Raw genomic sequence first — 26,468 nt, forward strand, 5'->3', positions numbered from 1 at the left:
CGGTCAAAGGGTCTGATTGGCTGGGCGACACGGACGCGATGGAATACCTCGCCCGTGAAGCACCCAAGGCAGTCTATGAACTCGAACACTACGGCGTGCCGTTCTCGCGTACCGAAGAGGGCAAGATTTACCAGCGCCCCTTCGGCGGCCACACCACGGAATTTGGTGAAGGTCCCCCTGTGCAGCGCACCTGCGCCGCCGCCGACCGGACCGGCCACGCGATCCTGCACACGCTTTATGGCCAAAGCCTCAAGAACAACGCGGAATTCTACATCGAATATTTCGCAATCGACCTCATCATGTCCGATGATGGCGTGTGCCAAGGCGTGCTGTGCTGGAAGCTGGATGACGGCACCATGCACCTGTTTGCGGCCAAGATGGTTGTTCTGGCCACAGGCGGATATGGCCGCGCCTATTTCTCGGCCACGTCTGCTCACACCTGCACCGGCGACGGTGGTGGTATGACGGCGCGCGCTGGACTTCCGCTGCAGGACATGGAGTTCGTGCAATTCCACCCCACGGGCATCTACGGCTCAGGCTGCCTGATCACCGAAGGGGCACGGGGTGAGGGCGGCTATCTCACTAACTCCGAGGGCGAGCGCTTCATGGAACGCTACGCGCCGACCTACAAAGACCTCGCATCGCGTGACGTGGTCAGCCGCTGTATGACCATGGAAATCCGCGAAGGGCGCGGCGTTGGCGCCGAGGGCGACCACATCCACCTGCACCTCAACCACCTGCCGCCGGAAACACTGGCCGAGCGTCTGCCGGGCATCTCGGAAAGCGCGCGCATCTTCGCAGGCGTTGACCTGACCAAGGAACCGATCCCGGTTCTGCCCACCGTGCACTACAACATGGGCGGCATCCCCACGAATTACTGGGGTGAGGTTCTCGCACCCACGAAAGACAACCCGGACAATGTGTCTCCCGGCCTGATGGCTGTGGGCGAAGCGGGTTGTGCCTCGGTGCACGGCGCAAACCGTCTGGGATCCAACTCGCTGATCGATCTCGTGGTGTTCGGTCGAGCCGCTGCCATCCGCGCCAAGGATGTGGTGGATGCGGACGCGCCCGTGCCCACCCCCAGCAAACGTTCGGTCGAGGCTGCGTTCAGCCGCTTCGACGGGCTGCGCTATGCCAAGGGCCACGTTCCGACAGCAGAACTGCGGCTCGAAATGCAGCGTACGATGCAGCAGGACGCGGCAGTATTCCGCACAGACAAGACACTGGCCGAGGGCGAAGAAAAGATGAAAGGCGTGGCCGAGAAGATCAGCGACTTGCAGGTTACCGACACGTCACTTGTCTGGAACTCGGACCTGATGGAGACGCTGGAGCTAACCAACCTGATGCCCAACGCGGTTGCCACGATCACGGCAGCAGCAGCACGCAAGGAAAGCCGCGGCGCCCACGCGCACGAGGATTATCCTGATCGCGATGACGAAAACTGGCGCAAACACTCGCTTGTCTGGTTCAAGGGCAACGCGGCCTCGCTGGGCTATCGCGGCGTGCACCTGCAACCGCTAACCAGCCACAACGATGGCGGCATCGACCTCAAGAAAATCGCGCCCAAGGCGCGGGTCTACTAAGCCCAGCATGAGCCAAGCAGTGCGCAGCACGGATGATGTGGCACTCGTCCCCGGACGGGTGCTGCGCGTCTATGGTATGCGGCGCTCGGGCAATCATGCACTCATAGACTGGATCATGCGGAACACCAGCGGCGGCGGGCTGTTCCTGAACAATTGCAAACCAGGCCGCGACCCGCTGGAAACAACGCGCGCTGTCACTGCCTATCGCGACGGGTCCAAGCTGGACATGCCGGGTCGGAGCGCCAGGATTGCAGCCGCCGGTAATGCGCCCACTGCGCTTGTGTCCTACGAGGACCGCATCCCACCACTTGAGCGACAACCGCTTTATGCTGCGCCCGAAACATGCGTGATCATCTACCGCAGTTTCCTTCATTGGGCCGCGTCTCTCTTGCGCAAGATTCAGGGCAATCCGGGCTACGGACCGGTTGAACGGATGCGGATCATGATGAACGCAGTCGCCACATACGGCAAAATGCTTGACCGGGTGCAGGACGATGACACCGTGGCGTTGCTCTATGACCGGTGGAATGCGGATGACAGCTACCGTGCCGACATGGCGGCGCTCCTTGATCTACCCGGGCGTGATCTGGGCAAGGGGGAGGTCCAAAGCTACGGTGGCGGCTCATCTTTCCAGGGTAAATCGGCGACCCCCGAAACGCTCAAGACGGATCAGCGTGCGGCACAGATGGCTGATGATCTTGAGTATCAGCTGATCCTGTGGACCGCTGCCCGCGATCCCCATTTCATCGCGCGGCTGGCCGAAATGTTCCCCGAAGACGCACTGCGCCTGTCCGACCTCTTGCGCACCGCCAAAGCCGAGGTAGTCCTGCCATGATCCGTGCCGCAGCCCTTGTCGCTCTGCTGACGCTTACGGCTTGCGAAGAAACCACGCAAGCGGTCGACAACGTTGCGCGCCGCAGCGCCAAGGCTGCTGTGTCGGAAACCATCGTCACCCGCTTCCCGGCCGTGCCGAAACAGGCGGTCACGCCCTTTACAGACTGCATCATCGACAACGCGTCAGCGCGTGAGATCGGTGAATTCGCCAAGGACGCCGTGATTGGCGTTTCCGAAACAACCGCTGCTTTGGTACGATCCGTGCTGGAGCGGCAGCAGACACAACAGTGCATCGTCGGGGCAGGTCTCTCTGTTCTGACCGCGTGAAAGGAGAACCGCAATGGTCCAACTGACGCTTCCCAAGAACTCTCGCATGACGACAGGCAAGACATGGCCCAAGCCCGAAGGCGCTACGAACGTGCGTAAGTTCAGCATCTACCGCTGGAACCCCGATGACGGGAAAAACCCGCAGGTGGATACCTATTTCGTCGATATGGACACCTGCGGCCCGATGATCCTGGACGCGCTGATCAAGATCAAGAACGAGATTGATCCGACCCTGACCTTCCGCCGCTCCTGCCGCGAGGGGATCTGCGGATCCTGTGCGATGAACATCGATGGCATCAATACGCTCGCCTGCATTTACGGCATGGACGAAGTGAAGGGCGACGTCAAAATCTATCCGCTGCCGCACATGCCCGTGGTCAAAGACCTGATCCCGGACCTCACCCATTTCTATGCCCAGCACGCGTCGATCATGCCGTGGCTGGAAACCAAGACCAACCGCCCCGCGAAAGAGTGGAAGCAGTCCATCGAAGACCGCAAGAAACTGGACGGCCTTTATGAATGCGTTATGTGCGCCTCCTGCTCGACGGCATGCCCAAGCTACTGGTGGAATGGTGATCGCTACCTCGGGCCAGCAGCACTGCTGCATGCGTACCGCTGGATCATCGATAGCCGGGACGAGGCGACAGGCGAACGGCTCGACGATCTTGAGGATCCGTTCAAGCTCTACCGTTGCCACACGATCATGAACTGCGCCAAGACATGCCCCAAGGGCCTGAACCCGGCAGAGGCGATTGCCAACATCAAAAAGATGATGGTCGAACGTACCGTCTGATGCAGGCATGAGCGACGTCTGGGCGGCCCTTCTGCTGGCAACACTTGCAGGCGGGTCGATCCCGCTGGGTGCCTGGATTGCGACATTCAACGCCGCCTGGCCCAACTGGCTCAAGACCGAAGCACGCCACGGCGTGATTGCATTCGGGGCAGGTGCGCTTTTGGCCGCCGTCGCCTTGGTGCTGGTCCCCGAGGGCACCGAACGACTTGGGCCAGGTGCTGCCCTTGGCTGGTTCTTTGCCGGCGGTGTTGTCTTTGCCATGATTGACCGTGCGCTGTCGCGGGCAGGGGGCAAATTCGCACAGTTTCTTGCCATGATGATGGACTACCTGCCCGAGGCAATGGCGCTCGGCGCCCTGATCTCGGGCGATCTTGGCACGGCGCTTCTGGTGGCGGGCCTCATTGCGCTGCAGAACCTGCCCGAAGGCTTCAATGCCATGCGCGAATTGTCGGAAGATGGCCCCGCACCGCTTTGGCTTTTTGTGCTCATGGTCCCGCTTGGTCCACTGGCAGCCTGGATCGGAGTGTCTCTGCCCCCGACGCAAGAGCATGTGATCGGTGCGGTTATGATGCTGGCCTCGGGTGGGATACTTTTCCTGATGTTCCAGGATATTGCACCACAGGTGCCATTGAAAAACGCGCATCTGCCGACTCTGGGCGCTGTGTGCGGCTTTGGCCTTGGATTGGCCGGCGACCTGCTGATTTAGCCCATCGAACGCAGCATATCTTGCCTTCGGATACCCCAGGCTGCCGCTGAAGGCAGATTTGTGATACCCTGCGTCCAATCAAACGGGGGGTGGACATGTCGGGTATCACCATTCTCATCGGCACGACCAAGGGTGCGTTTCTTTTGCACAGTGCCACGCGCGACACCTGGAAACTGACGGGACCACATTGCGACGGTTGGGCCATCAACCATGTGATTGGTGATGCAAAGACAGGCAATATCTGGGCCGGTGGTGGCAACGCCTTCAGCGGTGCCGGGGTCTGGCGGTCTGACGATGGCGGCGCAACATGGCAGCTGTCCAAACTCTCGAAAGGCGAGATGGACAGCTGGGCCGAAAACAATCCGGAAGATGCGGCGCTTTTCGGCTGGACGGCACACGAAACCAGTTTTGACGGGGATGTCACCGCGATCTGGTCACTGTCACTGGCCAACGGTCGGCTTATGGCGGGTGGCAATCCGGGCCGCCTTTATGAAAGTGCGGATGGGGGGCAGAACTGGACCCGCAACGATGCGCTCAGCGACCATGACACGCGCGACAGCTGGAACCCCGGTGGCGCAGGGTTGGTCCTGCACACGATTGTTCGCGACCCCAAGGATGACGCCAAGATGTGGGTGGGGATCTCTGCGGCGGGCGTTTTTGCGACCGAGGATGGTGGCACCACGTGGGACCGCCGCAACCGGCTCTCCAATGCAGAAAGCTGCGGCCACCATGCACATCCGGCCGCACCCCGCGATGGAGAAACAGGGCATTGCGTTCACAACATTGTTCGCGCCAGTACCGATGTGCTCTATCAACAAAACCACCACGGGGTCTGGCGGTCGTCTGATGACGGCCGCAGTTGGGAGGATATCACCGAAGGACTGCCCTCGACCTTCGGGTTTCCCATCGCCGTACACCCCCACAAGCCACAGATGATCTGGACCCTGCCGCTCAACGGTGACAGCGACGGGCGCTATCCCCCTGACGCCAGCGCCGCTGTCTGGCGGTCAGAGAATGGCGGTGACACCTGGGCAGACCAGCGAAACGGATTGCCGCAGGACACCTGCTTTTTCACCGTGTTGCGGCAGGCCATGGCGACCGATCAGCAGACGCAAGCGGGGGTGTACTTTGGCACAAACTCCGGCTCGGTCTTTGCATCACGGGACGAAGGTGAGACATGGGATGAAGTTGCCCGGCATCTGCCCACAATCCTCTCGGTCGAGGTGATGGACCGTATCTGACACTTGCACCCAACGTGCGGGCAGTTAGGCTGCGCGCATGACCGATGCCCCTGACTATGCTGACGCCCACCGCGCCATCCCGCCGGTGATCTGCTACCCGCCCGAAACACTGCCCAAACCGGATATGGAGCGCTACGCCCGCGCCCGTGATGGCATGACCAAACTGTCCGAAACCATTGCCGCCCCACGCGAGGCGGCAACGTTCAAGGTGCCTGCGGGTCACATCTTTCGCATCTCATCTGTCGAAGGGCCGCAGGTTGGCGACTTGAACCTGTGGAACGCAAACGACCTGTCCGAACGGTTCTACTCTGGCAAGACACGGGCCTTGCACGGCACCCATGTGGACACGGGCGACCGGCTCTGGACCAGCTTTCCTACCCTGCGCCCGATGGCCACGATCATCCATGACACGCTCGGCTGGTACGGGTTTGATGAATTTGGGGGTGGTGTGCACGACGTGATCGGTACGCGGTGTGACCCCTATACAGGCAATCTCTTGCAGGGTGGTCACTACCATCACTGCTGCCATTCAAACCTGACCCGCGCACTCGCCGACCATACCGGAATGTCGCTGGTCGAGGCCGAGCCGCATGTGCACGACGTCATGAACGTCTTCATGTGCACCGGCTTCACCCGCGACACCGGTCAGTACTTCATGAAGGCGTCACCGGTCCGCCCCGGCGACCACATCGACTTCTTTGCCGAGATCGATCTTCTGGGCGCACTCAGCGCCTGTCCGGGCGGCGATTGCGGGTCCGAACATTCCTCGGACACTGCGCCCTGCTTCCCGCTCAAAATTGAAGTGTTCGCCCCTGCTCCCGGTACGCTCGATGGCTGGCAAAGCCCACCTCTCAACGGCTACGACCGCAGCCATGGGCGGTGACGGCGCAGTCATCCTTCGTTAAGGGGCAGGGATTAGAGTCCTAACAAATGCCTACCCAACCGTGACGGTGGGGGTGCACAGGGGGTGTACAGATGCTGCATGCGGGGTGACATGCCTGTGCCACCCCTAATGGATTGGAAAATAGAGCTAAATTCGCGTCGCGTTAGGTAAAAGCAGCTTCCAACGCAATTTCCACCATATCCCCAAAGGTCTTTTCGCGGTCCTCCGACGGCAGCGCCTCGCCCGTCTGCAAGTGGTCGCTGACAGTCAGAACAGCCAGTGCCCGGCGCCGATGGCGTGCCGCCAAGGTGTAAAGCTCCGCCGCTTCCATCTCGACGGCAAGGATCCCATGGCGAACCATCTGTTCATCCAGGTCAGCCCGCTCGGCGTAGAACACGTCGGAGGAATAGATACCGCCCACATGTGTTTTGGTGCCCTTGGCCTCGGCTGCATTTACGGCTGCCGCCAACAGGCCATAGTCGGCACAGGGGGCATAGTTGATCTCTTTGAAAAAGCTCGAAGACGGTGACGTGATGGTGGTCGATGTCATCGCAATGATGACGTCCCGGATACCCACATAAGGCTGCATGCCCCCACAAGACCCAATACGGATCAGCGTCTGGGCGCCATAAGTGGTGATCAGTTCGTTGGCATAGATTGACAAGGACGGCATGCCCATGCCCGACCCCTGAATGGTGACCCTGTTGCCCTTCCACATCCCGGTAAAACCAAGCATGCCACGCACTTCGTTGACCAGCTCGGCGTTTTCCAGAAACGTCTCAGCCGCCCATTTCGCGCGGTAAGGATCGCCGGGCATCAGCACGGTTTCGGCAATCTGGCCCGGTGCGGCACCGATATGAACGGTCATGGTCAACTCCTTCGTCTGGGAACAAGCATTGCAGTACGCGCTTTCAGCGCAAAGGAAAATAGCACGCACGACAACGGCGCAGATTTGCGCATGGATAGCGCGTCAAAAAAAAGTAAAGACTGCCTGAATCAAAAAGGCCACGCTCCCTTCGCAACAGGAACGTGGCCTTTCTTGATTTGGCGGGCGGTCAGATTTTCATCTTTTCCGCTGGTGTGCCTGCTTCCACGGCGGCCTTGAACCAGTTGGGTTGACGCCCTTTGCCGGTCCACGTTTGCCCAGGGTTTTCAGGGTTCATGTATTTCGGTTCGGCACTGGACGCTTTCGCGCCTCCCCGACCCGATTTTTTACTCGTCAACTCGTCCAGCGAAAAACCATATTCTGCTGCCGCTTTTTGGGCCGCGGCCAAAGCATCCTGACGCTCTGATTTGCGACGTTGCACAATTGCTTCGTCCAGGTCAGCGCGTAGTGCTTCAAGTTCCTTGCGGCTCATCTTGTCGAGTTTGATTGCCATTTTTTGTCCAGTTATTTTTGAGATTGCACACTCTATTTGGTGAAATCGTAGGAAAATCAAGAGGCTGACTGATCGTAATTGTGTCAGCGGCGAGGATTTGCCCGCCATGCTAGTTTCTTTCGACTGCCGGTGGAAAAAGGCTTGGTGAATCGATCACACTAGAATTAAGGTTCCCGCAAGACGGGAGGCCTGCATGGCGGACAATACGGACAAGGCCATTGAGGCAGCGGTGGATGTTGCCAAATCCTATTCCGATTTGGCGCAATCAATGTCGTTGGCGCTATTGGATGCAAGTGCCGCCCAGCAAAAGGCACAGCACGAAAACATGATTGAAACCGCGGAACTGTGCGCGCGCATTTTAATGAATGATTGATCCGGTTTTGGGCCGGGTTGATTGGCTCCACATAGACAGAGGGTGATATGGCTGAAGAAACAGCCGTGAATGATTAGGTCACGGATGCAGTGGCCCGAACATCGGTGGCCAACTTTGGCACCGCACAACAAATCGGATTAGCCGTTGTGCAGCAGTGCTATGCTCAGGCGATGGCGTTCTGCACGCAGAACGCAGTCGTCCAACAACGGCAGGTACTGCTTATGGCCGATACTTCGCTGTCCACGGCCTTGGTGTCTGTCGCGGGCAACAAAAGGCCGTAGCGTATGGCACAAAACCCAAGCCCGAAGAAAGATGCTTCCGCGGGTTCAGCGGACGCGGAAGACATGCAACCTCAAGACAGCAGTCAGTTTGGGCTGACCATCCGCAAGAGGCGTTGAACACGTTGAATGCGCAGGCAGATACTTCGAAATCAGCAAGTTCCGTCAATGCCCAGATCGAGGCAAAGGTTGCCTTGCTGAACAAGCAAATCACTGAAAACCCCGGCGAACTTGCGCGCGTTGGGCTCGAGCTTGCGACATTGCAATCGCTGTCCATCGCGGTACAGGACGCCGTGGATCACGTGCGACGAATGCAGGTGCTGGCCGAAGCAACGCTGACGCCGGCTGTCATGCCGGGGCAAGCAAGGAGGACACTGCCACAGCGTCCATCACTCAGTCTGGGGTCGATACAGAGTTGCAGACCCTACAGCGGGCGGCCGACCTTGCTCAGGCAGCATCGGTTTCGAAAAAGACGTAGTGACGGCTATTCTGCCGCCACAGCCTTTGGATCCGCCAGTGTCACGATGTCCTGCATGATCGTGTTCAGTTCGAAGTCTTTGGGTGTATAGACCCGGGCCACACCCATGGCGCGCAGGCGATCCGCGTCGTCATCGGGAATGATGCCGCCGACGATCACCGGGACATGGCCCAGCCCCGCAGCCCGCATGCGCTGCATCAGGTCTTCGACCAGGGGGATATGACTGCCGGACAGGATCGACAGGCCGACAACATGCGCCTCGTCCTCCAGGGCAGCGGTCACTATCTCCTCCGGTGTCAGCCGGATCCCTTCATAGGCAATGTCTATCCCGCAATCCCGGGCGCGCACAGCAATCTGTTCTGCGCCGTTCGAATGGCCGTCAAGGCCCGGCTTGCCAACAAGGAATTTCAAACGGCGGCCCAAGCGGTCGCTCACGGCGTCCACCGCATCGCGCAGATCATCCAGACCCTCGGTCATGTTCGACCGACCTGACGACACGCCGGTCGGCCCGCGATATTCGCCGTGCACCGCACGCATCTGTGCCGCCCATTCACCCGTGGTGACGCCGACCTTGGCGCAGGCAATCGAAGCGGGCATGACATTCTTGCCTGCCTTCGCCGCAGCGCGCAGCTCATCCAGAGCAGCCTTGACCTCAGAATCGTCCCGGTCTGCGCGCCATGCGTTCAAACGGTCAATCTGATCTTGCTCGACCGCAGGATCGACAACCATGATCCCACCATCGCCAGTCATCAACGGAGACTGTTCCCCGGCCTGATACTTGTTCACACCAACCACAACCGTCTCGCCCTTTTCGATCCGGTTCAGGCGCTCAGCATTAGATTGCACCAATTGGGCTTTCATATAGTCGATGGCCGCAATGGCGCCGCCCATCGCATCAAGGTTTTCCAATTCGTGACGGGCACCTGCTTTCAATTCCTCGACCTTGGCGTCAACGGCCGGGTTGCCGTCAAACAGATCGTCATATTCCAGCAGGTCGGTTTCAAAGGCCATGATCTGCTGCATCCGCATGGACCATTGCTGGTCCCAGGGGCGGGGCAGGCCGAGCGCTTCGTTCCACGCCGGCAATTGCACTGCGCGGGCCCGCGCCTTTTTTGACAGTGTCACGGCAAGCATTTCGATCAGAATGCGGTAGACGTTGTTTTCCGGCTGCTGTTCCGTCAGGCCAAGTGAATTGACCTGCACCCCGTAACGGAAGCGGCGGAATTTCGGGTCGGTCACGCCATAGCGCTTCTCGCATATCTCGTCCCACAGATCGACAAAGGCGCGCATTTTGCACATCTCGGTGACGAAACGGATGCCAGCATTCACAAAGAAGGAAATGCGCCCGACCACGGCCGGAAAATCAGCCGGATCGATACGCGGTTTCAATTCGTCCAGAACGGCTGTTGCCGTGGCAAGGGCAAATGCCAACTCTTGCTCGGGCGTCGCGCCCGCCTCTTGCAGGTGATAGGAACACACGTTCATCGGGTTCCATTTCGGCACGCTGGTGTAGCAATACTCGGCCACATCCGCGATCATCTTGAGCGACGGTTTCGGCGGGCAGATATAGGTGCCTCGGCTCAGGTATTCCTTGATCAGATCGTTCTGCACAGTGCCCTGCAGCTTGGACACATCCGCGCCCTGCTCCTCGGCCACGGCGATGTAAAGCGACAGCAGCCATGGCGCGGTCGCATTGATCGTCATGGACGTGTTCATTTGCTCCAGCGGGATTTGGTCGAACAGCGTGCGCATGTCGCCCAGATGCGCAACGGGCACGCCCACCTTGCCAACCTCGCCACGCGCCAAAACATGGTCGCTGTCATACCCTGTTTGTGTTGGCAGGTCGAAAGCCACGGAAAGACCGGTTTGACCTTTGGCCAGGTTCGATCGGTATAGGGCATTGGATGCGGCGGCGGTCGAGTGTCCGGCGTAGGTGCGGATCAACCAAGGGCGGTCTTTCTGTGCAGGCTGCGACATGGCGTACTCTCCCGTGAATCGGCTGGGTAACAAAATTTCGTATGGTGTGAGGTATAGGTAATTTTGTGGCGCAGTCAATCCGCTGCGTTGCGGCATTTTCTGCGTTGCGGCCAGACGGCTACGACAAACATCAGCCATCCCAGAACCCCGACGCTGTGGGCTGACAAGGTTACGGGTCCGGTAAAGGTCAGTAGCGCCAGTATCTCTTCCGGCGGAGGCGGCGCCTTGATCACGGATTGCGCTGGCAACCCGTCAAAAATCATCCGGTAATAGGTGTAGTAACCTTGTGGTGATGCCCAAACAAAGGTGATGAAGGCAACCAACCACACAGGCACACGGATGATGAGTGGACGGCGCAACACCAGCAGGCGTGTAAATCCAAGGGCCGCGACGGCAAACAGCAAGGATACGACGGCCAGGCCGATCTGACCCCAAACGGTCAGGGTATAGAAGGAATCTCCATCATACATTCGGCCACTTTCAGTCGCGGATAGAGGAAAGACCAGCCCATTTTGCTTGCTCCTGCCCCATACGCCTGCGAGGGTCCACCCGATGATGAGATCGGTTGAACTCCCCCTCTGGCTTTTTGTGCTGATCGTGTTGTTCGCGGCCGTGACCTTTGCTTCGCATTTCCTGTTCCCGTCGGTGCGCTGGTTCTTTCGGAGGCGGCTGGAACGGGCGGTGAGCCGACTGAACGAACGGCTGACGCGACCCATCGAACCTTTCAAGCTGGCCCGTCGGCACGACATGATCCAGCGCCTGATCTATGATCCAGAAGTGACTGAAGCGATCGTTCAGCACGCCAGCGAAAACAACGTGCCGGAAAACGTGGCCTTTGAACAAGCGCGCCGCTACGCCCGCGAAATCGTGCCCAGCTTTTCCGCGTTTGCCTATTTCAGCTTCGGTGCGCGTGTGGCGCGGTGGTTGGCCACGGCGCTTTATGACGTGCGGACGGGGCTCAATAACGATCAGCAGATTCAAAGCGTGGACCCGGATGCAACCGTGGTTTTTGTTATGAACCACCGCAGCAATATGGACTACGTGCTGGTCACCTATCTTGCGGCGCGGGCTTCGGCACTCAGTTATGCAGTCGGGGAATGGGCGCGCGTCTGGCCATTGTCGCGCTTGATAAAGTCCATGGGAGCCTACTTTATCCGCCGCAGATCGCGCGGCGCACTGTATCGCAAGGTTTTATCTCGCTACGTGCGCATGGCGACTGCGGGGGGAGTGACCCAGGCTATCTTCCCGGAGGGTGGGCTGAGCGTGAACGGTCAGTTGATGCCGCTCAAAATGGGGCTCTTGTCCTATGTCGTGGATGGGTACGACCCAAGCAAACGGGACGTTGTCTTTGTTCCCGTTGCAATCAACTATGACCGAGTGCTCGAAGATCGCGTCTTGATTGCCGCCGACAAGCGGGGAGATCGCCGGTTCGGGGTCAGCATCACCGTAGTAATGGCGGCTATTCTACGCCTGTTGTGGCAATGGATAACGCGGCGGTATCGCAAGTTCGGCACGGCGTCCGTTGTCTTTGGCCCGCCGGTTTCCCTTGCAGCTTTGGGTCAGGATCATGACCTGGATAAATTGGCCGAAACACTGCGTGGTCGGATACAGGATGTGATGCCGGTCCCGTTTGTTCCGTTACTGGCACGTATGTTCTTGCAATCAGACATGCCGATCCCGGACGCGGATATGACCCATCGGATCAAGACGGCCATGCCGTCCGAGCGCGGAACGCGGCCGCCATTGACCGACGAAGATCTGAGCAACCGCATTGCCCGCGCTTTGGGCGACATGGAACGGCGCGGCATGATCCATTGGATCGACAATGGATGGGCAAAGGTCAGCGACGAAAAGGGCCTGTTCCGCTTTTACGCCAACTCGATTGCGGACCTGTATCCTGACAACAACACCCCGCGGGATGCTGCAAGCGCAAAGTCATAAAATTACAAAAATACCAAAGCATGGGTTGCTTTATTTCGTGACGAGCCATATTCAGCCGTAACGCAGTCGATTCTGCGCTGCGGCACGGAATTCTCAACCCGGAGGCTGAACATGGCACTCGATACTGGCATCGCGTCCTACGACGCACCTGAAAAAGACCTCTACGAGATGGGGGAAATCCCTCCCATGGGGTTCGTCCCGAAACAGATGTATGCGTGGGCCATTCGCCGCGAGCGGCATGGTGAACCGGACACGGCGATGCAGTTGGAAGTGGTCGACGTGCCGAAGCTCGACAGCCACGAGGTTCTGGTGCTCGTGATGGCAGCCGGGGTGAACTACAACGGTGTCTGGGCATCGCTGGGCAAGCCGATCTCCCCCTTTGACGGGCACGGCCAACCCTTCCACATCGCGGGGTCCGATGCTTCGGGCATCGTCTGGGCCGTGGGTGACAAGGTGAAACGCTGGAAAGTTGGTGATGAAGTGGTGATCCACTGCAATCAGGACGACGGCGATGACGAGCACTGCAATGGCGGTGACCCGATGTATTCGGAAAGCCAACGCATCTGGGGTTACGAAACCCCCGATGGCTCATTCGCGCAGTTCACCAACGTTCAAGCGCAGCAGCTTATGCCACGCCCCAAGCACCTGACTTGGGAAGAAAGCGCGTGCTACACGCTGACGCTCGCCACCGCGTACCGCATGCTGTTTGGCCACGAGCCACATGACCTGAAGCCTGGACAGAACGTTCTGGTTTGGGGCGCGTCGGGTGGTCTGGGCTCCTATGCGATCCAGTTGATCAACACGGCAGGTGCCAACGCCATCGGCGTGATCAGCGACGAAAGCAAGCGTGACTTCGTCATGGATCTGGGCGCCAAGGGCGTCATCAACCGCAAGGACTTCAACTGCTGGGGCCAACTGCCCACGGTAAACACCCCGGAATATGCGGAGTGGTTCAAGGAAGCCCGCAAGTTCGGTAAGGCGATCTGGGACATCACCGGTAAAGGTGTGAACGTTGACATGGTCTTTGAACACCCCGGTGAAAGCACGTTCCCGGTTTCGACCTTTGTTTGCAAGAAGGGCGGTATGGTTGTGATCTGCGCCGGCACCACCGGCTACAACCTGACCTTTGACGTGCGTTACATGTGGATGCACCAGAAACGTCTACAAGGCAGCCACTTTGCCCACCTCAAGCAGGCATCAGCCGCCAACCACCTGATGGTCGAGCGCCGCCTGGATCCATGCATGTCCGAAGTTTTTGCCTGGAACGACCTGCCCGAAGCGCACATGAAGATGCTGCGCAACGAACACAAGCCCGGGAATATGTCGGTGCTGGTGCAGGCACCCAAGACCGGTCTGCGTACTCTTGAGGATGCGCTGGAAGCACGGCGTTAACACCACACACGCCAAAGATGAGTATAAACGCCCGCGAATCACCCTGTGGTTTTGCGGGCGTTTTACTGTTTCAAGTGCAGATCCAATTGGATCAATGACTTGCAAATATTCGCCTCGCTATTTCTGGGGAGGGGAAATACGTGAATTTTCGGGGCAAGTTAACACATGCTATAGTTGTGTTAACCTTTCATTAACCACTCGGGAGTGAGTCTGATCATGAAAAGTGACTGGATACTGGACGTTCTTACGGACATAAAGACTTTTGCCCGATCCAACGATATGCATACGCTCGCTGAGCAGTTGGATGACACCGCAATCGTCGCGATGGCCGAGATCGCCGCGATGAAGGAAAGACAGGATGATCAGCGTCACGACGGCGAGGCAGCCGTTGGAACCTATTTTGGAGGATTTGGAGCAAGCTGAGGGGCTCGCTGCACTACAGGCGGCGTCCGAAGAAATACGCGACCACTATAGGGTCGATCACGTGGTGTATCACTGGGTCGATTCCGCCGGGGATCAGTATGGTTGCGGAACCTATTCGGACGCTTGGCGTGACAGGTATCTTGAGCAGAACTATCTGCGTGTCGATCCGGTCATAATGGGGTGTTTTCAACGGTTTCACCCCGTAGATTGGAAAAGACTGGACTGGAGCAGCAAGTCCGCTCGCACCTTTCAAGCCGAAGCCATCAAACATGGGGTCGGGAACCAGGGGTTCTCGGTTCCGATCCGCGGCCCGAACGGGCAGTTCGCACTCTTTACGGTCAGCCACTCATGCGACGACAAAACGTGGGCCGAATGGACAGACGCGCATCGTCGTGACCTGATCCTGATTGCGCATACGTTCAACGAAAAGGCGCTCGATTTCGAACCGGATCGGGCGCCGGAACAGTCCCAGGCGCTCAGCCCGCGCGAGGTTGACGCAATGACCTTTCTGGCCATGGGATACAGCCGCGCGCAGGTGGCCGATACTCTGTCGATCTCGGAACACACTCTGCGTGTATACATCGAAAGCGCCCGGTTTAAGCTGGGTGCGATGAACACCACGCATGCTGTTGCTCGAGCCATGAGCAGGGGTTTGATTGTCGTTTGAAGCCGCGTGTTGCTTGAACGGGCGATGCATCGAACGGTTACATGTACAAGATTTTAACGTATGTTCCCGTAGTGTTCCGGTCACACCTCCCCGGTTTGACTAGGAGTACTCCGATGCTGCGTTACGTTTATGCCTCCGATCTTGGCGACTATCCCAAACTTGCCCGTACCATGTTTCTTGACCGTGCGGACCAATTCAAAACCCGATTGGGGTGGGATGTGAATGTGGACCAGGATGGGTATGAGCGGGACGAGTATGACGATCTAAACCCGCTCTACGTTATCTGGGAAGAACCTGATGGCTCGCACGGCGGCTCCATGCGCTTTCTTCCCACGACGGGTCGCACAATGGTGAACGAACACTTTGGCGATCTGATCTCAGGGCCCATTACCAGCCCATTGATCTGGGAATGCACCCGTTTCTGCCTGACACGCGGGGCCGGTGGTCATGTGGCTGCCGCTTTGATGCTGGGCGGTGGGGAAATCATGCAGAACTTCGGGATCGAACACTTTGTGGGGGTCTTTGACGCCCGCATGGTCCGCATCTACCGCATGATTGGCTCTTCACCCGAAGTGCTGGGCAGCGCCGGTACGGGCCGCGACCAGATCAGCGTTGGTCTTTGGCACTTTAACGAAAGCGCAGCGGCTGTCGTTGCGGAGCGGGCGGGTGTTCCGATGGAACGATCGCGCCAATGGTTCGACCGTGCATTCGGGATGACACGCTACCGCAACTACGCGCGCAGCGCCTGATCTCGCTGGCACCTGCTGCGACCCATCTATAGGGTCGCGGCATGTCCACGTGCCTTGCCCTTTCTGACGATCAGGCCACCGCCTTTGACACCGTAACCGAGATGTTGCGCGGTGCCGGTATCGATCTTGATGATGCGCTGCTAACCCCGCCGAAGTCCTCGGCAACATCTGTCATGGCGATTACGGGCAAGGCTGGATCGGGCAAGACCCTTCTGCTGTCTGAACTCTACAAAGCGCTCGAAGCCGCTGGAGTCGAAGTTGTGTCGGGTGATTACGAATCCCGCAGACGTAAGGACCGTCGTACACTTGCCATCCTCGCGCCAACAAACAAGGCCGCAAGTGTTCTGCGCTTTCGCGGGGTGCCCGCGACGACGATCCATCGGATCCTCTATACACCCGTCTATGACCCGGAATACGAACGCATTGCCGAATGGCTCGCAGGCAATGGTGACCGGCCTGAAGTTGAAGGACTGACTGACCAGGCGCTCGATCGGGCCTATGCCTTCTACCAGACAAACAAGTCCATTCCTGGCGCATTGGCTGCTGCGGGGCTGCGCGGAAGCGACTTCATCACCGGTTGGAAACGGCGCGAAGAACCGCTGGATATCGGCTTCATCGATGAAGCCTCGATGCTGGATGACAAGCAGTTTGAGGATCTGAAGGAAATTTTCCCGACCCTCCTGTTGTTCGGTGATCCCGCGCAGTTGGCCCCGGTCAACCAGTCTGGCGCAATGGTATTCGACAAACTGCCCGAACGGCGGGTTATGAATCTGGGCCGCATCCACCGGCAAGCGGCGGACAACCCGATCCTAGACCTCGCACACGCGCTGGCCGACCCGCAGGTTGACTTCTATCGGTTTGAAAAGATGGTGGAAGAGGCCGCCGCCCGTGACGAACGTGTCGTCTGGGGGCAGCGGGTCGAGGTTGACCTGATGGCGCGCAGCCCCGTCCTCGTCTGGCGCAATGCTACCCGCATCCGCCTGATCAATGCTTTCCGCGCGGTGTATGAAGCCCCCGAAGACCGCCTCATAGAAGGGGAGCCGTTGATCTGTGACGGGCTGGAACTACCGCTGAAACACCGTAAGAAACGACTGGACCTCGAGGCGCGCGGACTGATCAAGGGCGCGCAGGTCGTTTATCTGGGTGAAGGGCGCAAACCCGGCTTTTCCCGCCTCCACGTGATCGGGGCCGAAGACCCTCAGGTCTCGGCCGCGTCAATTGTGAAGATAGAAAAACCGGACGAAGAAGAGCCCTTTATCCCCTATGCGGCACGTATGGGCGCCACATTTCTCCACGGAGCCGCCGTAACAATCCACAAGGCGCAAGGGTCACAATGGGACACGGTGCAGGTGTTCGCACCTGACCTTTTTGTGGCCGCCCGCATGAACCGGACAGAGGCAGGGCAGCCCCTCTGGAAGCGGCTGGCCTATGTGGCCATCACGCGCGCGCAGGACCGGCTGATCTGGGTGGTTCGGAACAGGTTGTCAAAACCGACCGGCCCGCTTCGCGTGGACGATCTGCGCAGCGTCCCTGCGGCGACACTCACCCTCGCTCCAGAGGAACCGGACGTTTAGTTGCGTATGAGTGAGAACGCGGCGGATGCAGTCCACCCGGCCGCAATGGCGATGGCGAGTGACATCAATCCGTACCAGAATGGATTTTCCCGGCTCAGAACGAACAACCAGCGCTCAAGTCCCACCTTGCGGACGTCGATGGTCGTCTCGTAGCTGGCCACCACCTCTGCATCGCGTGTCAAAAAGATGCGCGTCTCATAGGCACCTTCCGTCAAAGCCGCTGGCAAGCGGATGCGGGTCCGGAACAGGGTGTCTTCATCGACAACAACCTGATCCTCAAGCAATTGATACGTCTCTGCGGCGGTGTTGATGCGGATCAGGGCGGCGACATAGGAACTCGCATCCAGAACCGAGTCTGGGGCACCTACGGCATTCAATTTGCTGGTGACGGATACGCGGTGTTCCAGGTTCTCACGGACACCCAAAACGTCTTCAAGCGGTGCGCTCGAAGCCACGGCATAGTAACTTGGTGCCGCGTCAATTTCGACCGCATCCGTGTTGACCCAGATACCAAAGCGGCGCTCCTTGCGACGCACGGTGACGGGCTCGGGTGGGCCTGCGATGGTGACGATGACACCCAACTCACCTTCGGGGATCGGAGCTTCACGCTTCACCGCACCAAAGACCAGGATTTCCGATCCATCAAAGCTGGTTGTGATGGCCACTTCGTCCTGGCTCAGACCCAGCACAACCTCTTCGGCCCAAGTGGGCAACGCCACCAGAATGAACAGGGCCAGCCAGCGCAGCATCAGTGACCCTCCACCGCACCGACAGAGTACAGCTCGGACGGCATGACCAGCAGGTCAAAGGCCAGCTTACCGCACACGGCCAGCACCATCAGGGCGAGCAGAATGCGCAGCTGTTCAGCTTTCATTCTCACGCCAATGCGCGTGCCGATCTGGGCTCCGATCACACCGCCGACCAGCAACAGGACGGCCAACACGACATCCACGGTAAAGTTGGTCGTGGCGTGCAGCATCGTGGTGAACGCGGTGACAAAGATAATCTGGAACAGCGATGTCCCGACAACCACCTTGGTTGGCATGCCGAGCAGATAGATCATGGCAGGCACCATGATGAACCCACCCCCGACACCCATGATAGCGGCCAAGATGCCAACACTCAGCCCAACGAGCAAAGGTGGAATGACCGAGATGTAGAGGCCGGAAACACGGAACCGCATCTTGAAGGGCAGCTTGTGGATCCACCCATGCTTCTTGCGGGTGGGTATGGCCTTGCCCTTGGCCGTCTTGCGGATCGCATTCAAGCTTTCGACAAACATCAACGCGCCGATCACGCCAAGGAACACGACGTAACACAGGCGGACCAGCAGATCGACCTGACCCAATGACTTGAGATAGTTGAAGATAAGCACGCCCAGTGCCGCACCTATCAGACCGCCAATCAGCAGCACGGTGCCCATCCTCAGATCCACCGTTTTGCGCCTGAGATGTGCGAGCACACCGGAGAAGGAAGAGGCAACGATTTGGTTGGCTTCGGTCGCGACAGCGACCGCCGGTGGAATGCCGATAAAGAACAAAAGCGGCGTCATCAGGAAGCCGCCGCCGACGCCAAACATACCGGACAGAATGCCCACCATGCCGCCCAATCCAAGAAGGAGGAACGCGTTAACCGATACCTCGGCGATGGGCAGGTAGATTTGCATGGGTACTGTTAGGACGGCGCGGTATGGGAAATCAAGACGTCATGCCGCTCTGCAGCAAACTGGGGCTAAGTTTGTGAGAAATCTGGACCTATCGCATGGCGCACAGATATGTGCGCCTTACGGTTGGGACGGTTATGGTGGCGCATCAAGATGCGCCTTACCGTTCTTTCACGTAAGGCTCCCCACCCGCACGCGGGGGAATCGCCTTGCCCACAAAGCCGGCCAGGATCACCACGGTCAGGATATAGGGCAGGGCGTCCAGAAGCTGGACCTGCACCTTGAACCCAAGGGCGCCCTCGATAATGTCCGGACGCAGTGCGATGGCCTGCAGGTAACCGAACAACAATGTGGCCCAAAGCGCATGCCAGGGCCGCCACTTGGCAAAGATAAGGGCGGCCAGCGCGATGAAGCCGCGACCGGCTGTCATGTCCTTGACGAAACCCGCTTGCAGGCCCGTCGCCAGATATGCCCCTGCGATGCCACACAGGATGCCGCAGATACCCACCGCGACAAAGCGTAGGCCCACAACCGATACACCGGCTGTATCAACCGCCGCCGGGTTTTCCCCCACAGCACGCAGGCGCAGGCCAAAGCGGGTGCGGAACAGGAGCCACCACGTGCCCGGCACGGCCAGAAGCGCCACATAGACAAGGATGGAGTGGCCCGAGATCAGCTCGGCATAGATCGGGCCGAGGAATGGCACGCCGCGCAGACTTTCCGCGAAGGGCAGTATGATCGGTTCGAACCGCCCACCGCCGATCAGCGACGGGGTACGCCCGCCCTGTTGAAACCAATCCTGTGCAATCAGCACTGTCATGCCCGCGGCAAGGAAGTTGATGGCCACGCCCGAGATTAACTGGTTGCCCCGGAAGGTGATCGAAGCGAGGCCGTGGATGCCCGAGAGCACCATAGATGATGCGACACCCGCCAGCAGGCCCAGCCAGACCGATCCAGTCAGGGCCGCCACAGCGGCAGAGAAGAAGGCCGCAAACAGCATCTTGCCCTCAAGGCCGATGTCGAAAATGCCCGCACGTTCCGAGAACAGGCCGGCAAGGCAGGCCAGCAGCAGAGGCGTCGCCAAACGGACGGTTGAATCAAGGACGGAAAGATCGAAAAGGGCGAGAAAATCCATCTTACTTACTCCGCCGGCTCAACCGATTTGGATGCGCGCGCGTTGCGCGCCGCCAGAAACACTTTTTCCAGCGGCATGCGCACCATGTTGTCCAGCGCCCCCGTGAACAGGATCACAAGCGCCTGAATGACGACAATCAGTTCACGTGGGATCGACGTCCAAAGCGCCAGCTCAGCCCCACCCTGGTACAGGAAGCCAAACAAGATGGCGGCCAGGAAAACGCCGAATGGGTGGCTGCGGCCCATCAGGGCTACCGCGATGCCGATAAAGCCTGCACCTTCAACAGCGTTCAAGACCAGCCGCTCGGCCTCGCCCATCACGTTGTTGATCGCCATCATGCCCGCCAGCGCGCCGGAGATCAGCATGGCGATCATGGTGATGCGCACGGCTCCGATACCTGCGTATTTGGCGGCCCGGCCCGACTTGCCATAGGACCTGATTTCCAGGCCCAGCGGTGTGCGCCAGATCAGCAGCCACACCAGAACACAGGCGATGATGGCAATGACCAGCGACACGTTTGCAGGGGCCGCCTTGGAGAAGTTGATGCCGATAGGGGCCAGCATCTCGTGCAGGTTGGGCAGATGCACTGCCTCCCGGAACCGCTCAGTCGCGGGGTCCATGCTGCCCGCGGGACGCAACTGGTTGACCAGCATGTAGTTCAGAACGGCAGCCGCGATGAAGTTGAACATGATTGTGGTGATCACGATATGGCTGCCCCGCTTGGCTTGCAGATAGGCCGGGATCGCGGCCCAAAGCGCGCCAAAGACGGCAGCCCCCGCCGTAGCTGCAAGCAAGGCAATCGTCCAATGCGGCCAGGGAATGAAAAGCAACACAAGGGCCACGCCCAGCCCGCCCAACATGGCCTGACCTTCGCCCCCGATGTTGAACAGCCCGGCGTGGAACGCCACGGACACGGCTAGCCCTGTAAACATGAAGTTGGTCGCGTAGTAGAGCGTGTAGCCCCAGCCATAGGTCGACCCAATCGCGCCGGTGACCATCAGGTTCACCGCCTCAACCGGGTTCTCGCCAATGGCAAGGATCACCAGCGCCGACAGGATTGCGGCAAGGATCAGGGAGATCAGCGGAACAAGGATCACCTCGGCCCATTTTGGCATCACATCCATGGTTCAGACCTCCTTCGACGCATCGCCGTGCGCATGGGCAAGGTTGGCTTCAATCTCGGCCATCGTGTGAGGCTTGTCGGTGTCGGTAATGCCGGCCATCAGCAAGCCCAGTTCTTTTTCGTCAGTCTCGGTCGTCTGCCGCTCACCCATGATCTGTCCGTCAAACATGACGGCCACCCGGTCGGCAAGACCAAGGATTTCTTCCAACTCAACCGACACCAGCAAAATCGCCTTGCCCTGATCACGCAGGGCCACGATCTGCTGGTGAATGAATTCGATGGCGCCGATGTCGACACCACGCGTCGGTTGGCCGATCAGCAACAGGTCCGGGTTCCGCTCAATCTCGCGCGCCAGCACGATCTTTTGCTGGTTACCGCCGGAGAAGTTCTTGGCCGCCAGATGCGGGTGCGGCGGACGCACGTCAAAGCGCTCCATCTTCTCGGCCGTATCCGCCTTGATGGCAGCATTGTTGCTGAGCAGGCCGGAGGTATAGGCCGCATCCCTGTGATAGCCGAACGCGGTGTTTTCCCAGGCCGCGAAATCCATGATCAGGCCTTCGCGCTGGCGATCCTCGGGCACGTGGGCGATGCCACGGTCGCGGCGCGACCGCCCATCCGAATACTTGCCGGTCAAATCAATGGGCTGGCCGTTCAAAGTTACGGTCCCGGTAGCGTCCTCGTAGCCACCCAGCACCTCAAGCAGCTCTGACTGACCGTTGCCTGCAACGCCAGCAATGCCCACAATTTCACCTGCGCGCACCTGCAGATCGATACCACGCAGACGCTCAACGCCCTGCTCGTCCACAACTTTCAGATTCTTGACGTCCAACACAACATCGCCGGGTGTCGCTGGTGCCTTGTCGACGCGCAGCAACACCTTGCGACCGACCATCAACTCGGCCAGCTCTTCGGGGCTGGTTTCGGCGGTTTTGACGGTGGCTGTCATTTCGCCCCGGCGCATCACGCTGACGGTGTCGGTGATGTCCATGATCTCACGCAGCTTGTGCGTGATCAGGATTATTGTTTTGCCCTCTTCCTTGAGACGCCCCAGAATACGGAACAGCTGATCCGCCTCTGCAGGCGTCAAAACGCCCGTGGGCTCATCCAGAATCAGGATGTTGGCCTGCCGGTACAGGGCTTTCAGGATCTCGACGCGCTGCTGCATGCCCACGCCGATCTCTTCAATGACGGCATCGGGATCGACCTTGAGGTCGTATTCTTTCTCCAGCTCCAGCAGGGTCTTGCGGGCCTTCGACAGCGATGGTTTCAGCAAGCCACCGTCTTCGGCGCCTAGAATAATGTTTTCCAGCACGGTGAAGTTTTCGACCAGCTTGAAGTGCTGGAACACCATGCCAATACCAGCAGCGATGGCCGCCTGGCTGTCGGGAATCTCGGTCTTGTTGCCCCCGATGAAAATCTCGCCCGCGTCCGCCTTGTAGAAACCGTACAGGATCGACATCAGCGTGGATTTGCCAGCGCCATTCTCTCCAATGATCCCGTGGATTGTGCCGGGCATTACGCGGATCGAAATGTCTTTGTTGGCTTGTACGGGGCCGAAGGCCTTGGAAATGCCTTTGAGTTCAATGGCGGGGGCTGTCATGGGCGGGCCTTCGGTTGGAAAAGGGGCCGCGCCACGGTTGAGTGGCACGGCCCCGTTGTCAAATCGCGCGATTTAGAAGTTCAGCACGGGGCAGCTGTCGTCCGACATGTAGTCGTGGACAGTCAGAGCACCGCTGGCGATGTCGGCCGATGCGGCGTCCACGGCCGCTTTCATCTCGTCCGAAACCAGGGCGGCGTTGTGCTCGTCCAGGGCATAGCCCACGCCGCCATTGGCAAGACCCATGACGTTAAAGCCGGTTTCCATGTCCACGCCATCGGTAAAGGCCTGGAACACGGCGTTGTCCACGCGCTTCATCATCGACGTCAGAACCTTGCCTGAGTGCAGGTAGTTCTGGTTGCTGTCCACGCCGATCGACAGGATGTCTTCGTCGGCTGCGGTTTGCAGAACACCGACGCCGGTGCCGCCTGCTGCAGCGTATACAACATCAGCACCCTGGCTGATCTGTGCTTTGGTCAGCTCAGACCCTTTCACCGGGTCGTTCCATGCGGCAGGTGTGGTGCCTGTCATGTTGGCGATGACAGTCGCATCGGCGTTCACGGCTTTGACGCCTTGTGCATAGCCGCAGGCGAACTTGCGGATCAGCGGGATGTCCATGCCGCCAATGAAGCCGACCGTGCCGGATTCGCTGGCCTGTGCGGCCATCATGCCCACAAGGTAGCTGCCCTCGTGTTCGTTAAAGACGACCGAGCGCACGTTGGGCGCATCCACAACCATATCGATGATGGTGAACTTGGTGTCCGGGTAGTCAGCGGCGACCTGACCCAGTGCATCGGCAAAGGCGAAGCCTGCCATGACGATCGGATTCGCGCCGGATTCGGCAAAGCGGCGCAGGGCCTGCTCGCGCTGCGCCTCGGACTGCAATTCGATCTCGCGGAAGGTGTTGCCGGTCTCATCAGCCCAGCGTTTCGCACCGTTGAACGCTGCTTCGTTAAAGGATTTGTCGAACTTGCCGCCCAGATCGAAGATCAGCGCGGGTTCAGCCAGCGCAGCACCTGCGGACAGGGCCAGGGCCGCGGTCGCGCCAAGGAATTTCTGCATCATGGTCATGTATCAGGTCTCCCAGTTTATATTGGTTGGGGCGGTGGCAGCGGACCACCGAACGCCCGGGATCAAAAGATCATACGGGATTAGGCCGCAGGGGCGGGGGGGCGTCAACCGCTTTTTAACCCATGGGGCGGGTGAGAAGGGACCTGACCTTGCGCAAAGCTGATTGGGTAGGCAGGGGGGCTGTCTGCCCCCGCTCCGCCCTAGGGGCGAAGCCTCCCCGAGGATTTTTCTGAAACAGGGAAGGAGAGAGCCGCACGCATGATCAGCGCATCGGCACGGCTGTCCGCGCGATGGTAGTAGTCTGTGCGAGTTGCAATGATTTCAAAGCCTTGGCGGGAGTAGAGCGCGATGGCGCTTGCATTGTCTGAGGCGACTTCAAGAAAGGCGCTGGTGCAAGTCTTGGCCGCCTCTGACATCCAGGTGGTCATCAATTTCGTGCCGATGCCCCGCCGCTGATGCGCGGGGTCAACGGCGATGGTCAGCAGTTCCGCCTCTCCGGCAATCCCGCGCCACAGGGCGAATCCGCATTCGGATGCGCTTAGGTATGTGTGGGGATTCGCCAGAAGATCGGCAAACTCCTGCGCTGACCACGGACGTTCCTGCGCAAAGGCCACCTTGTGCAAAACGGCAAGCGTGTCCGGTGTCATGTCAGGATGGGTGGCGGCGCATCCCGCGCAGGCGCCGCATCCGGTGGGCGGACATAGAGCGGGGCGGGGGGTGGTGCCTGTGTTGGCCAGACAGAGGCGCCGTGTTGTGCAATGGCAGTGGCCAATTCTGCCGGTGTGGGGTGTGGGGCCGCGTTCGGGATGTCCGCGACCGGTTGCAACTGCGCTTGGGTGCATTCCATGACGTATGCCATGTCGCGGGGCGCGGGGATGGCGACAATGGTTCCCTTAGGCGCTATCCGCGTCCGGGCCTCGAACCCTGTGACGCCGTAGGCGGGGCATCCCAGCCCAAGGGCCAGACCGCGCGCCGCCGACACACCGATCCGAATGCCGGTGAAGTTGCCTGGCCCGGTTCCCACGGCCAGCGCATCCAGATCGGCCCAGTTTATGTCATGGCTTTCCAGGACTTCCTCAAGCAGGCCCATCAACCGCTCGGCCTGACCGCGCGCCATCTCTTCACCAACGGAGGTCAAAACGGCATCGCCGCGCACCAATGCCGCTGCGCAATGGGCCGCAGACGTGTCAAATCCAAGGATCAGCGGTTTTTTCATTCGGCCACGGTGTTCAAAGCATCACGGGCCGATGCATCGGAACGCGGCAGGTCGTCGTCGATATGCAGCCAGGGCAACGCATTGCCCGCATGGCTGTGCATTTCAGGAACAAGCTGATCCGCCTGATCAATAATGCCAACAGGCACATAGATCTGGTCCGGCAAGTAGTCGAAGGCAGCCCCCAGCGGAGCGTGACAGGTAGGGCATGTCCAGCGTTCCACACCGGTGGCCCCCCGAAATGCATCCGGCAATTGCGCGATGACATCCGCCCGGTCAAAAGCGGCAAAGGCCGCAACTGGCGCCCCTGTCCAGCGACGGCAATCGCTGCAATGGCAATAAGCCACCGTGAAAGGTGGCTTATCCAGCGTCAGTCGGGACGCACCGCAATAACATCGGGCCGTGATCGGCCCGGCAGTGTCAGACGGCAACAGGGCGTACCTCTGTCACCTCGGGAATGTAGTGGCGCAGCAGATTCTCGATCCCCATTTTCAGCGTGAGGGTCGAGGACGGGCAGCCTGCGCAGGCGCCCTGCATGTGCAGGTAAACAACGCCGCGGTCAAAGCCGTGGAATGTGATATCGCCACCGTCTTGTGCCACGGCAGGGCGGACCCGGCTGTCGAGCAGTTCCTTGATCTGGCCCACAACGGCGGCATCCTCACCATCATGTTCGGCATGACCGGACGCAGGAGCGTGGCCATCATCCATGATGGGCTGGCCGGATTGGAAATGCTCCATGATCGCGCCCAGCAGGGCAGGCTTGATGTGGTCCCAGTCAACGGAATCGGCCTTGGTCACGGTGACAAAATCCGTACCAAAGAACACGCCCGTCACACCCTCGACCGCAAAGATGCGCTTGGCCAGCGGCGATTTGTCTGCCGCTTCGGCTGTTGGGAAATCCGCCGTGCCCATGTCCAAAACGGACTGGCCGGGCAGGAATTTCAGCGTTGCGGGGTTGGGTGTGGATTCGGTTTGGATGAACATGGGCACAGCTCCTGAGCGTTACACTAGGATATGCGGATGCAACGACGCACTGTCAAGGTTTGGAACGATTCTAAAGTGGGTAAA

The 26,468-nt window shown here is 59.4% G+C and carries 28 protein-coding genes; 14 read left to right on the forward strand and 14 right to left on the reverse strand.

Annotated elements, in window-relative coordinates:
• The 7 genes from sdhA to AC6RA8_RS08385 form a co-directional block, all read left to right on the forward strand.
• A partial coding sequence (gene sdhA / locus AC6RA8_RS08355) for a succinate dehydrogenase flavoprotein subunit (RefSeq protein WP_500351958.1) occupies positions 1-1,583 on the forward strand: 1,583 nt, incomplete at its 5' end.
• A gap of 7 nt (positions 1,584-1,590) precedes the next feature.
• Positions 1,591-2,418, forward strand: a complete 828-nt coding sequence (locus AC6RA8_RS08360; protein ID WP_500351960.1) for a hypothetical protein — start codon at positions 1,591-1,593, stop codon at positions 2,416-2,418.
• Entirely contained in the window at positions 2,415-2,744 is a 330-nt protein-coding gene (locus AC6RA8_RS08365) for a hypothetical protein (protein ID WP_299201353.1), read from the forward strand. Before AC6RA8_RS08360 ends, AC6RA8_RS08365 begins: the two co-directional genes overlap by 4 nt.
• Before the next feature lie 13 nt (positions 2,745-2,757).
• Positions 2,758-3,537 carry a succinate dehydrogenase iron-sulfur subunit gene (locus AC6RA8_RS08370; RefSeq protein WP_189370911.1) on the forward strand — a complete coding sequence of 260 codons (780 nt, stop codon included), beginning with the start codon at positions 2,758-2,760 and terminating at the stop codon, positions 3,535-3,537.
• Positions 3,538-3,544: 7 nt separating this feature from the next.
• Positions 3,545-4,243, forward strand: a complete 699-nt coding sequence (locus tag AC6RA8_RS08375; RefSeq protein WP_500351962.1) for a ZIP family metal transporter — start codon at positions 3,545-3,547, stop codon at positions 4,241-4,243.
• 95 nt (positions 4,244-4,338) lie between these two features.
• Positions 4,339-5,484, forward strand: a complete 1,146-nt coding sequence (locus tag AC6RA8_RS08380) for a WD40/YVTN/BNR-like repeat-containing protein (protein ID WP_500351964.1) — start codon at positions 4,339-4,341, stop codon at positions 5,482-5,484.
• Positions 5,485-5,521: 37 nt separating this feature from the next.
• On the forward strand, positions 5,522-6,367 hold the full coding sequence (locus tag AC6RA8_RS08385; RefSeq protein ID WP_500351966.1) for an urea carboxylase-associated family protein: 846 nt from the start codon (positions 5,522-5,524) through the stop codon (positions 6,365-6,367).
• 163 nt (positions 6,368-6,530) lie between these two features.
• On the opposite strand, the gene deoD is transcribed toward AC6RA8_RS08385, so the two are convergent.
• Together deoD and AC6RA8_RS08395 are read right to left on the reverse strand one after the other, a co-directional pair.
• Complete coding sequence (gene deoD / locus AC6RA8_RS08390; RefSeq protein WP_500351967.1) at positions 6,531-7,235, reverse strand: purine-nucleoside phosphorylase; 705 nt, start codon at positions 7,233-7,235, stop codon at positions 6,531-6,533.
• Between the two features lie 187 nt (positions 7,236-7,422).
• Positions 7,423-7,854 carry an H-NS histone family protein gene (locus tag AC6RA8_RS08395; RefSeq protein WP_500351969.1) on the reverse strand — a complete coding sequence of 144 codons (432 nt, stop codon included), beginning with the start codon at positions 7,852-7,854 and terminating at the stop codon, positions 7,423-7,425.
• 85 nt (positions 7,855-7,939) lie between these two features.
• Here AC6RA8_RS08395 and AC6RA8_RS08400 point away from each other — a divergent pair, with 85 nt between their 5' ends.
• Positions 7,940-8,119: a hypothetical protein gene (locus AC6RA8_RS08400; protein ID WP_500351970.1), complete on the forward strand. Its 180-nt coding sequence runs from the start codon at positions 7,940-7,942 to the stop codon at positions 8,117-8,119.
• 762 nt (positions 8,120-8,881) lie between these two features.
• On the opposite strand, the gene AC6RA8_RS08405 is transcribed toward AC6RA8_RS08400, so the two are convergent.
• Both AC6RA8_RS08405 and AC6RA8_RS08410 read right to left on the reverse strand, forming a co-directional pair.
• The gene (locus AC6RA8_RS08405; RefSeq protein WP_500351972.1) at positions 8,882-10,852 is read right to left on the reverse strand and encodes a methylmalonyl-CoA mutase family protein; all 1,971 of its coding nucleotides are present in this window, start codon (positions 10,850-10,852) and stop codon (positions 8,882-8,884) included.
• Between the two features lie 74 nt (positions 10,853-10,926).
• On the reverse strand, positions 10,927-11,322 hold the full coding sequence (locus AC6RA8_RS08410) for a hypothetical protein (RefSeq protein ID WP_500351973.1): 396 nt from the start codon (positions 11,320-11,322) through the stop codon (positions 10,927-10,929).
• A gap of 82 nt (positions 11,323-11,404) precedes the next feature.
• Between AC6RA8_RS08410 and AC6RA8_RS08415 the strand changes: the two genes are divergently transcribed.
• From AC6RA8_RS08415 to AC6RA8_RS08440, 6 genes are all read left to right on the forward strand, one after another.
• Complete coding sequence (locus tag AC6RA8_RS08415) at positions 11,405-12,793, forward strand: 1-acyl-sn-glycerol-3-phosphate acyltransferase (protein WP_500351975.1); 1,389 nt, start codon at positions 11,405-11,407, stop codon at positions 12,791-12,793.
• Between the two features lie 111 nt (positions 12,794-12,904).
• The gene (ccrA, locus tag AC6RA8_RS08420; RefSeq protein ID WP_500351976.1) at positions 12,905-14,185 is read left to right on the forward strand and encodes a crotonyl-CoA carboxylase/reductase; all 1,281 of its coding nucleotides are present in this window, start codon (positions 12,905-12,907) and stop codon (positions 14,183-14,185) included.
• 279 nt (positions 14,186-14,464) lie between these two features.
• Positions 14,465-14,608: a hypothetical protein gene (locus tag AC6RA8_RS08425; RefSeq protein WP_500352018.1), complete on the forward strand. Its 144-nt coding sequence runs from the start codon at positions 14,465-14,467 to the stop codon at positions 14,606-14,608.
• Positions 14,544-15,275: a helix-turn-helix transcriptional regulator gene (locus AC6RA8_RS08430; protein WP_500351977.1), complete on the forward strand. Its 732-nt coding sequence runs from the start codon at positions 14,544-14,546 to the stop codon at positions 15,273-15,275. The genes AC6RA8_RS08425 and AC6RA8_RS08430 overlap by 65 nt, the downstream gene beginning before the upstream one ends.
• 113 nt (positions 15,276-15,388) lie before the next feature.
• Positions 15,389-16,024, forward strand: a complete 636-nt coding sequence (locus AC6RA8_RS08435; RefSeq protein WP_500351978.1) for an acyl-homoserine-lactone synthase — start codon at positions 15,389-15,391, stop codon at positions 16,022-16,024.
• 41 nt (positions 16,025-16,065) lie between these two features.
• Positions 16,066-17,598: an ATP-dependent DNA helicase gene (locus tag AC6RA8_RS08440; RefSeq protein WP_500351980.1), complete on the forward strand. Its 1,533-nt coding sequence runs from the start codon at positions 16,066-16,068 to the stop codon at positions 17,596-17,598.
• On the opposite strand, the gene AC6RA8_RS08445 is transcribed toward AC6RA8_RS08440, so the two are convergent.
• The 10 genes from AC6RA8_RS08445 to AC6RA8_RS08490 all read right to left on the reverse strand — a co-directional run bounded on the left by AC6RA8_RS08445 (position 17,595) and on the right by AC6RA8_RS08490 (position 26,384).
• Entirely contained in the window at positions 17,595-18,347 is a 753-nt protein-coding gene (locus AC6RA8_RS08445; protein ID WP_500351982.1) for a TIGR02186 family protein, read from the reverse strand. The two genes, AC6RA8_RS08440 and AC6RA8_RS08445, sit on opposite strands and share 4 nt — an antisense overlap.
• Positions 18,347-19,264, reverse strand: coding sequence for a sulfite exporter TauE/SafE family protein (locus AC6RA8_RS08450; RefSeq protein WP_500351984.1), 918 nt, complete (start codon positions 19,262-19,264; stop codon positions 18,347-18,349). Before AC6RA8_RS08450 ends, AC6RA8_RS08445 begins: the two co-directional genes overlap by 1 nt.
• A gap of 157 nt (positions 19,265-19,421) precedes the next feature.
• Positions 19,422-20,396, reverse strand: a complete 975-nt coding sequence (locus tag AC6RA8_RS08455; protein WP_500351985.1) for an ABC transporter permease — start codon at positions 20,394-20,396, stop codon at positions 19,422-19,424.
• Between the two features lie 5 nt (positions 20,397-20,401).
• A complete protein-coding gene (locus AC6RA8_RS08460; RefSeq protein ID WP_189370931.1) occupies positions 20,402-21,520 on the reverse strand; it encodes an ABC transporter permease in 1,119 nt (372 codons plus the stop codon).
• A 3-nt stretch (positions 21,521-21,523) separates the two neighbouring features.
• Positions 21,524-23,119 (reverse strand): ABC transporter ATP-binding protein, encoded by a 1,596-nt coding sequence (locus tag AC6RA8_RS08465; RefSeq protein WP_500351988.1) that lies wholly within the window; start codon positions 23,117-23,119, stop codon positions 21,524-21,526.
• 72 nt (positions 23,120-23,191) lie between these two features.
• Positions 23,192-24,187, reverse strand: a complete 996-nt coding sequence (locus AC6RA8_RS08470; RefSeq protein WP_500351990.1) for a BMP family lipoprotein — start codon at positions 24,185-24,187, stop codon at positions 23,192-23,194.
• Positions 24,188-24,387: 200 nt separating this feature from the next.
• On the reverse strand, positions 24,388-24,834 hold the full coding sequence (gene rimI / locus AC6RA8_RS08475; RefSeq protein ID WP_500351992.1) for a ribosomal protein S18-alanine N-acetyltransferase: 447 nt from the start codon (positions 24,832-24,834) through the stop codon (positions 24,388-24,390).
• Complete coding sequence (gene tsaB / locus AC6RA8_RS08480) at positions 24,831-25,403, reverse strand: tRNA (adenosine(37)-N6)-threonylcarbamoyltransferase complex dimerization subunit type 1 TsaB (RefSeq protein ID WP_500351994.1); 573 nt, start codon at positions 25,401-25,403, stop codon at positions 24,831-24,833. Before tsaB ends, rimI begins: the two co-directional genes overlap by 4 nt.
• Positions 25,400-25,831 carry a GFA family protein gene (locus AC6RA8_RS08485; protein ID WP_500351996.1) on the reverse strand — a complete coding sequence of 144 codons (432 nt, stop codon included), beginning with the start codon at positions 25,829-25,831 and terminating at the stop codon, positions 25,400-25,402. The genes tsaB and AC6RA8_RS08485 overlap by 4 nt, the downstream gene beginning before the upstream one ends.
• The gene (locus AC6RA8_RS08490; protein WP_500351998.1) at positions 25,821-26,384 is read right to left on the reverse strand and encodes a NifU family protein; all 564 of its coding nucleotides are present in this window, start codon (positions 26,382-26,384) and stop codon (positions 25,821-25,823) included. The genes AC6RA8_RS08485 and AC6RA8_RS08490 overlap by 11 nt, the downstream gene beginning before the upstream one ends.
• Between the last annotated feature and the right edge of the window lie 84 nt (positions 26,385-26,468).

It is taken from the genome of Tateyamaria sp. (genome assembly GCF_059783535.1).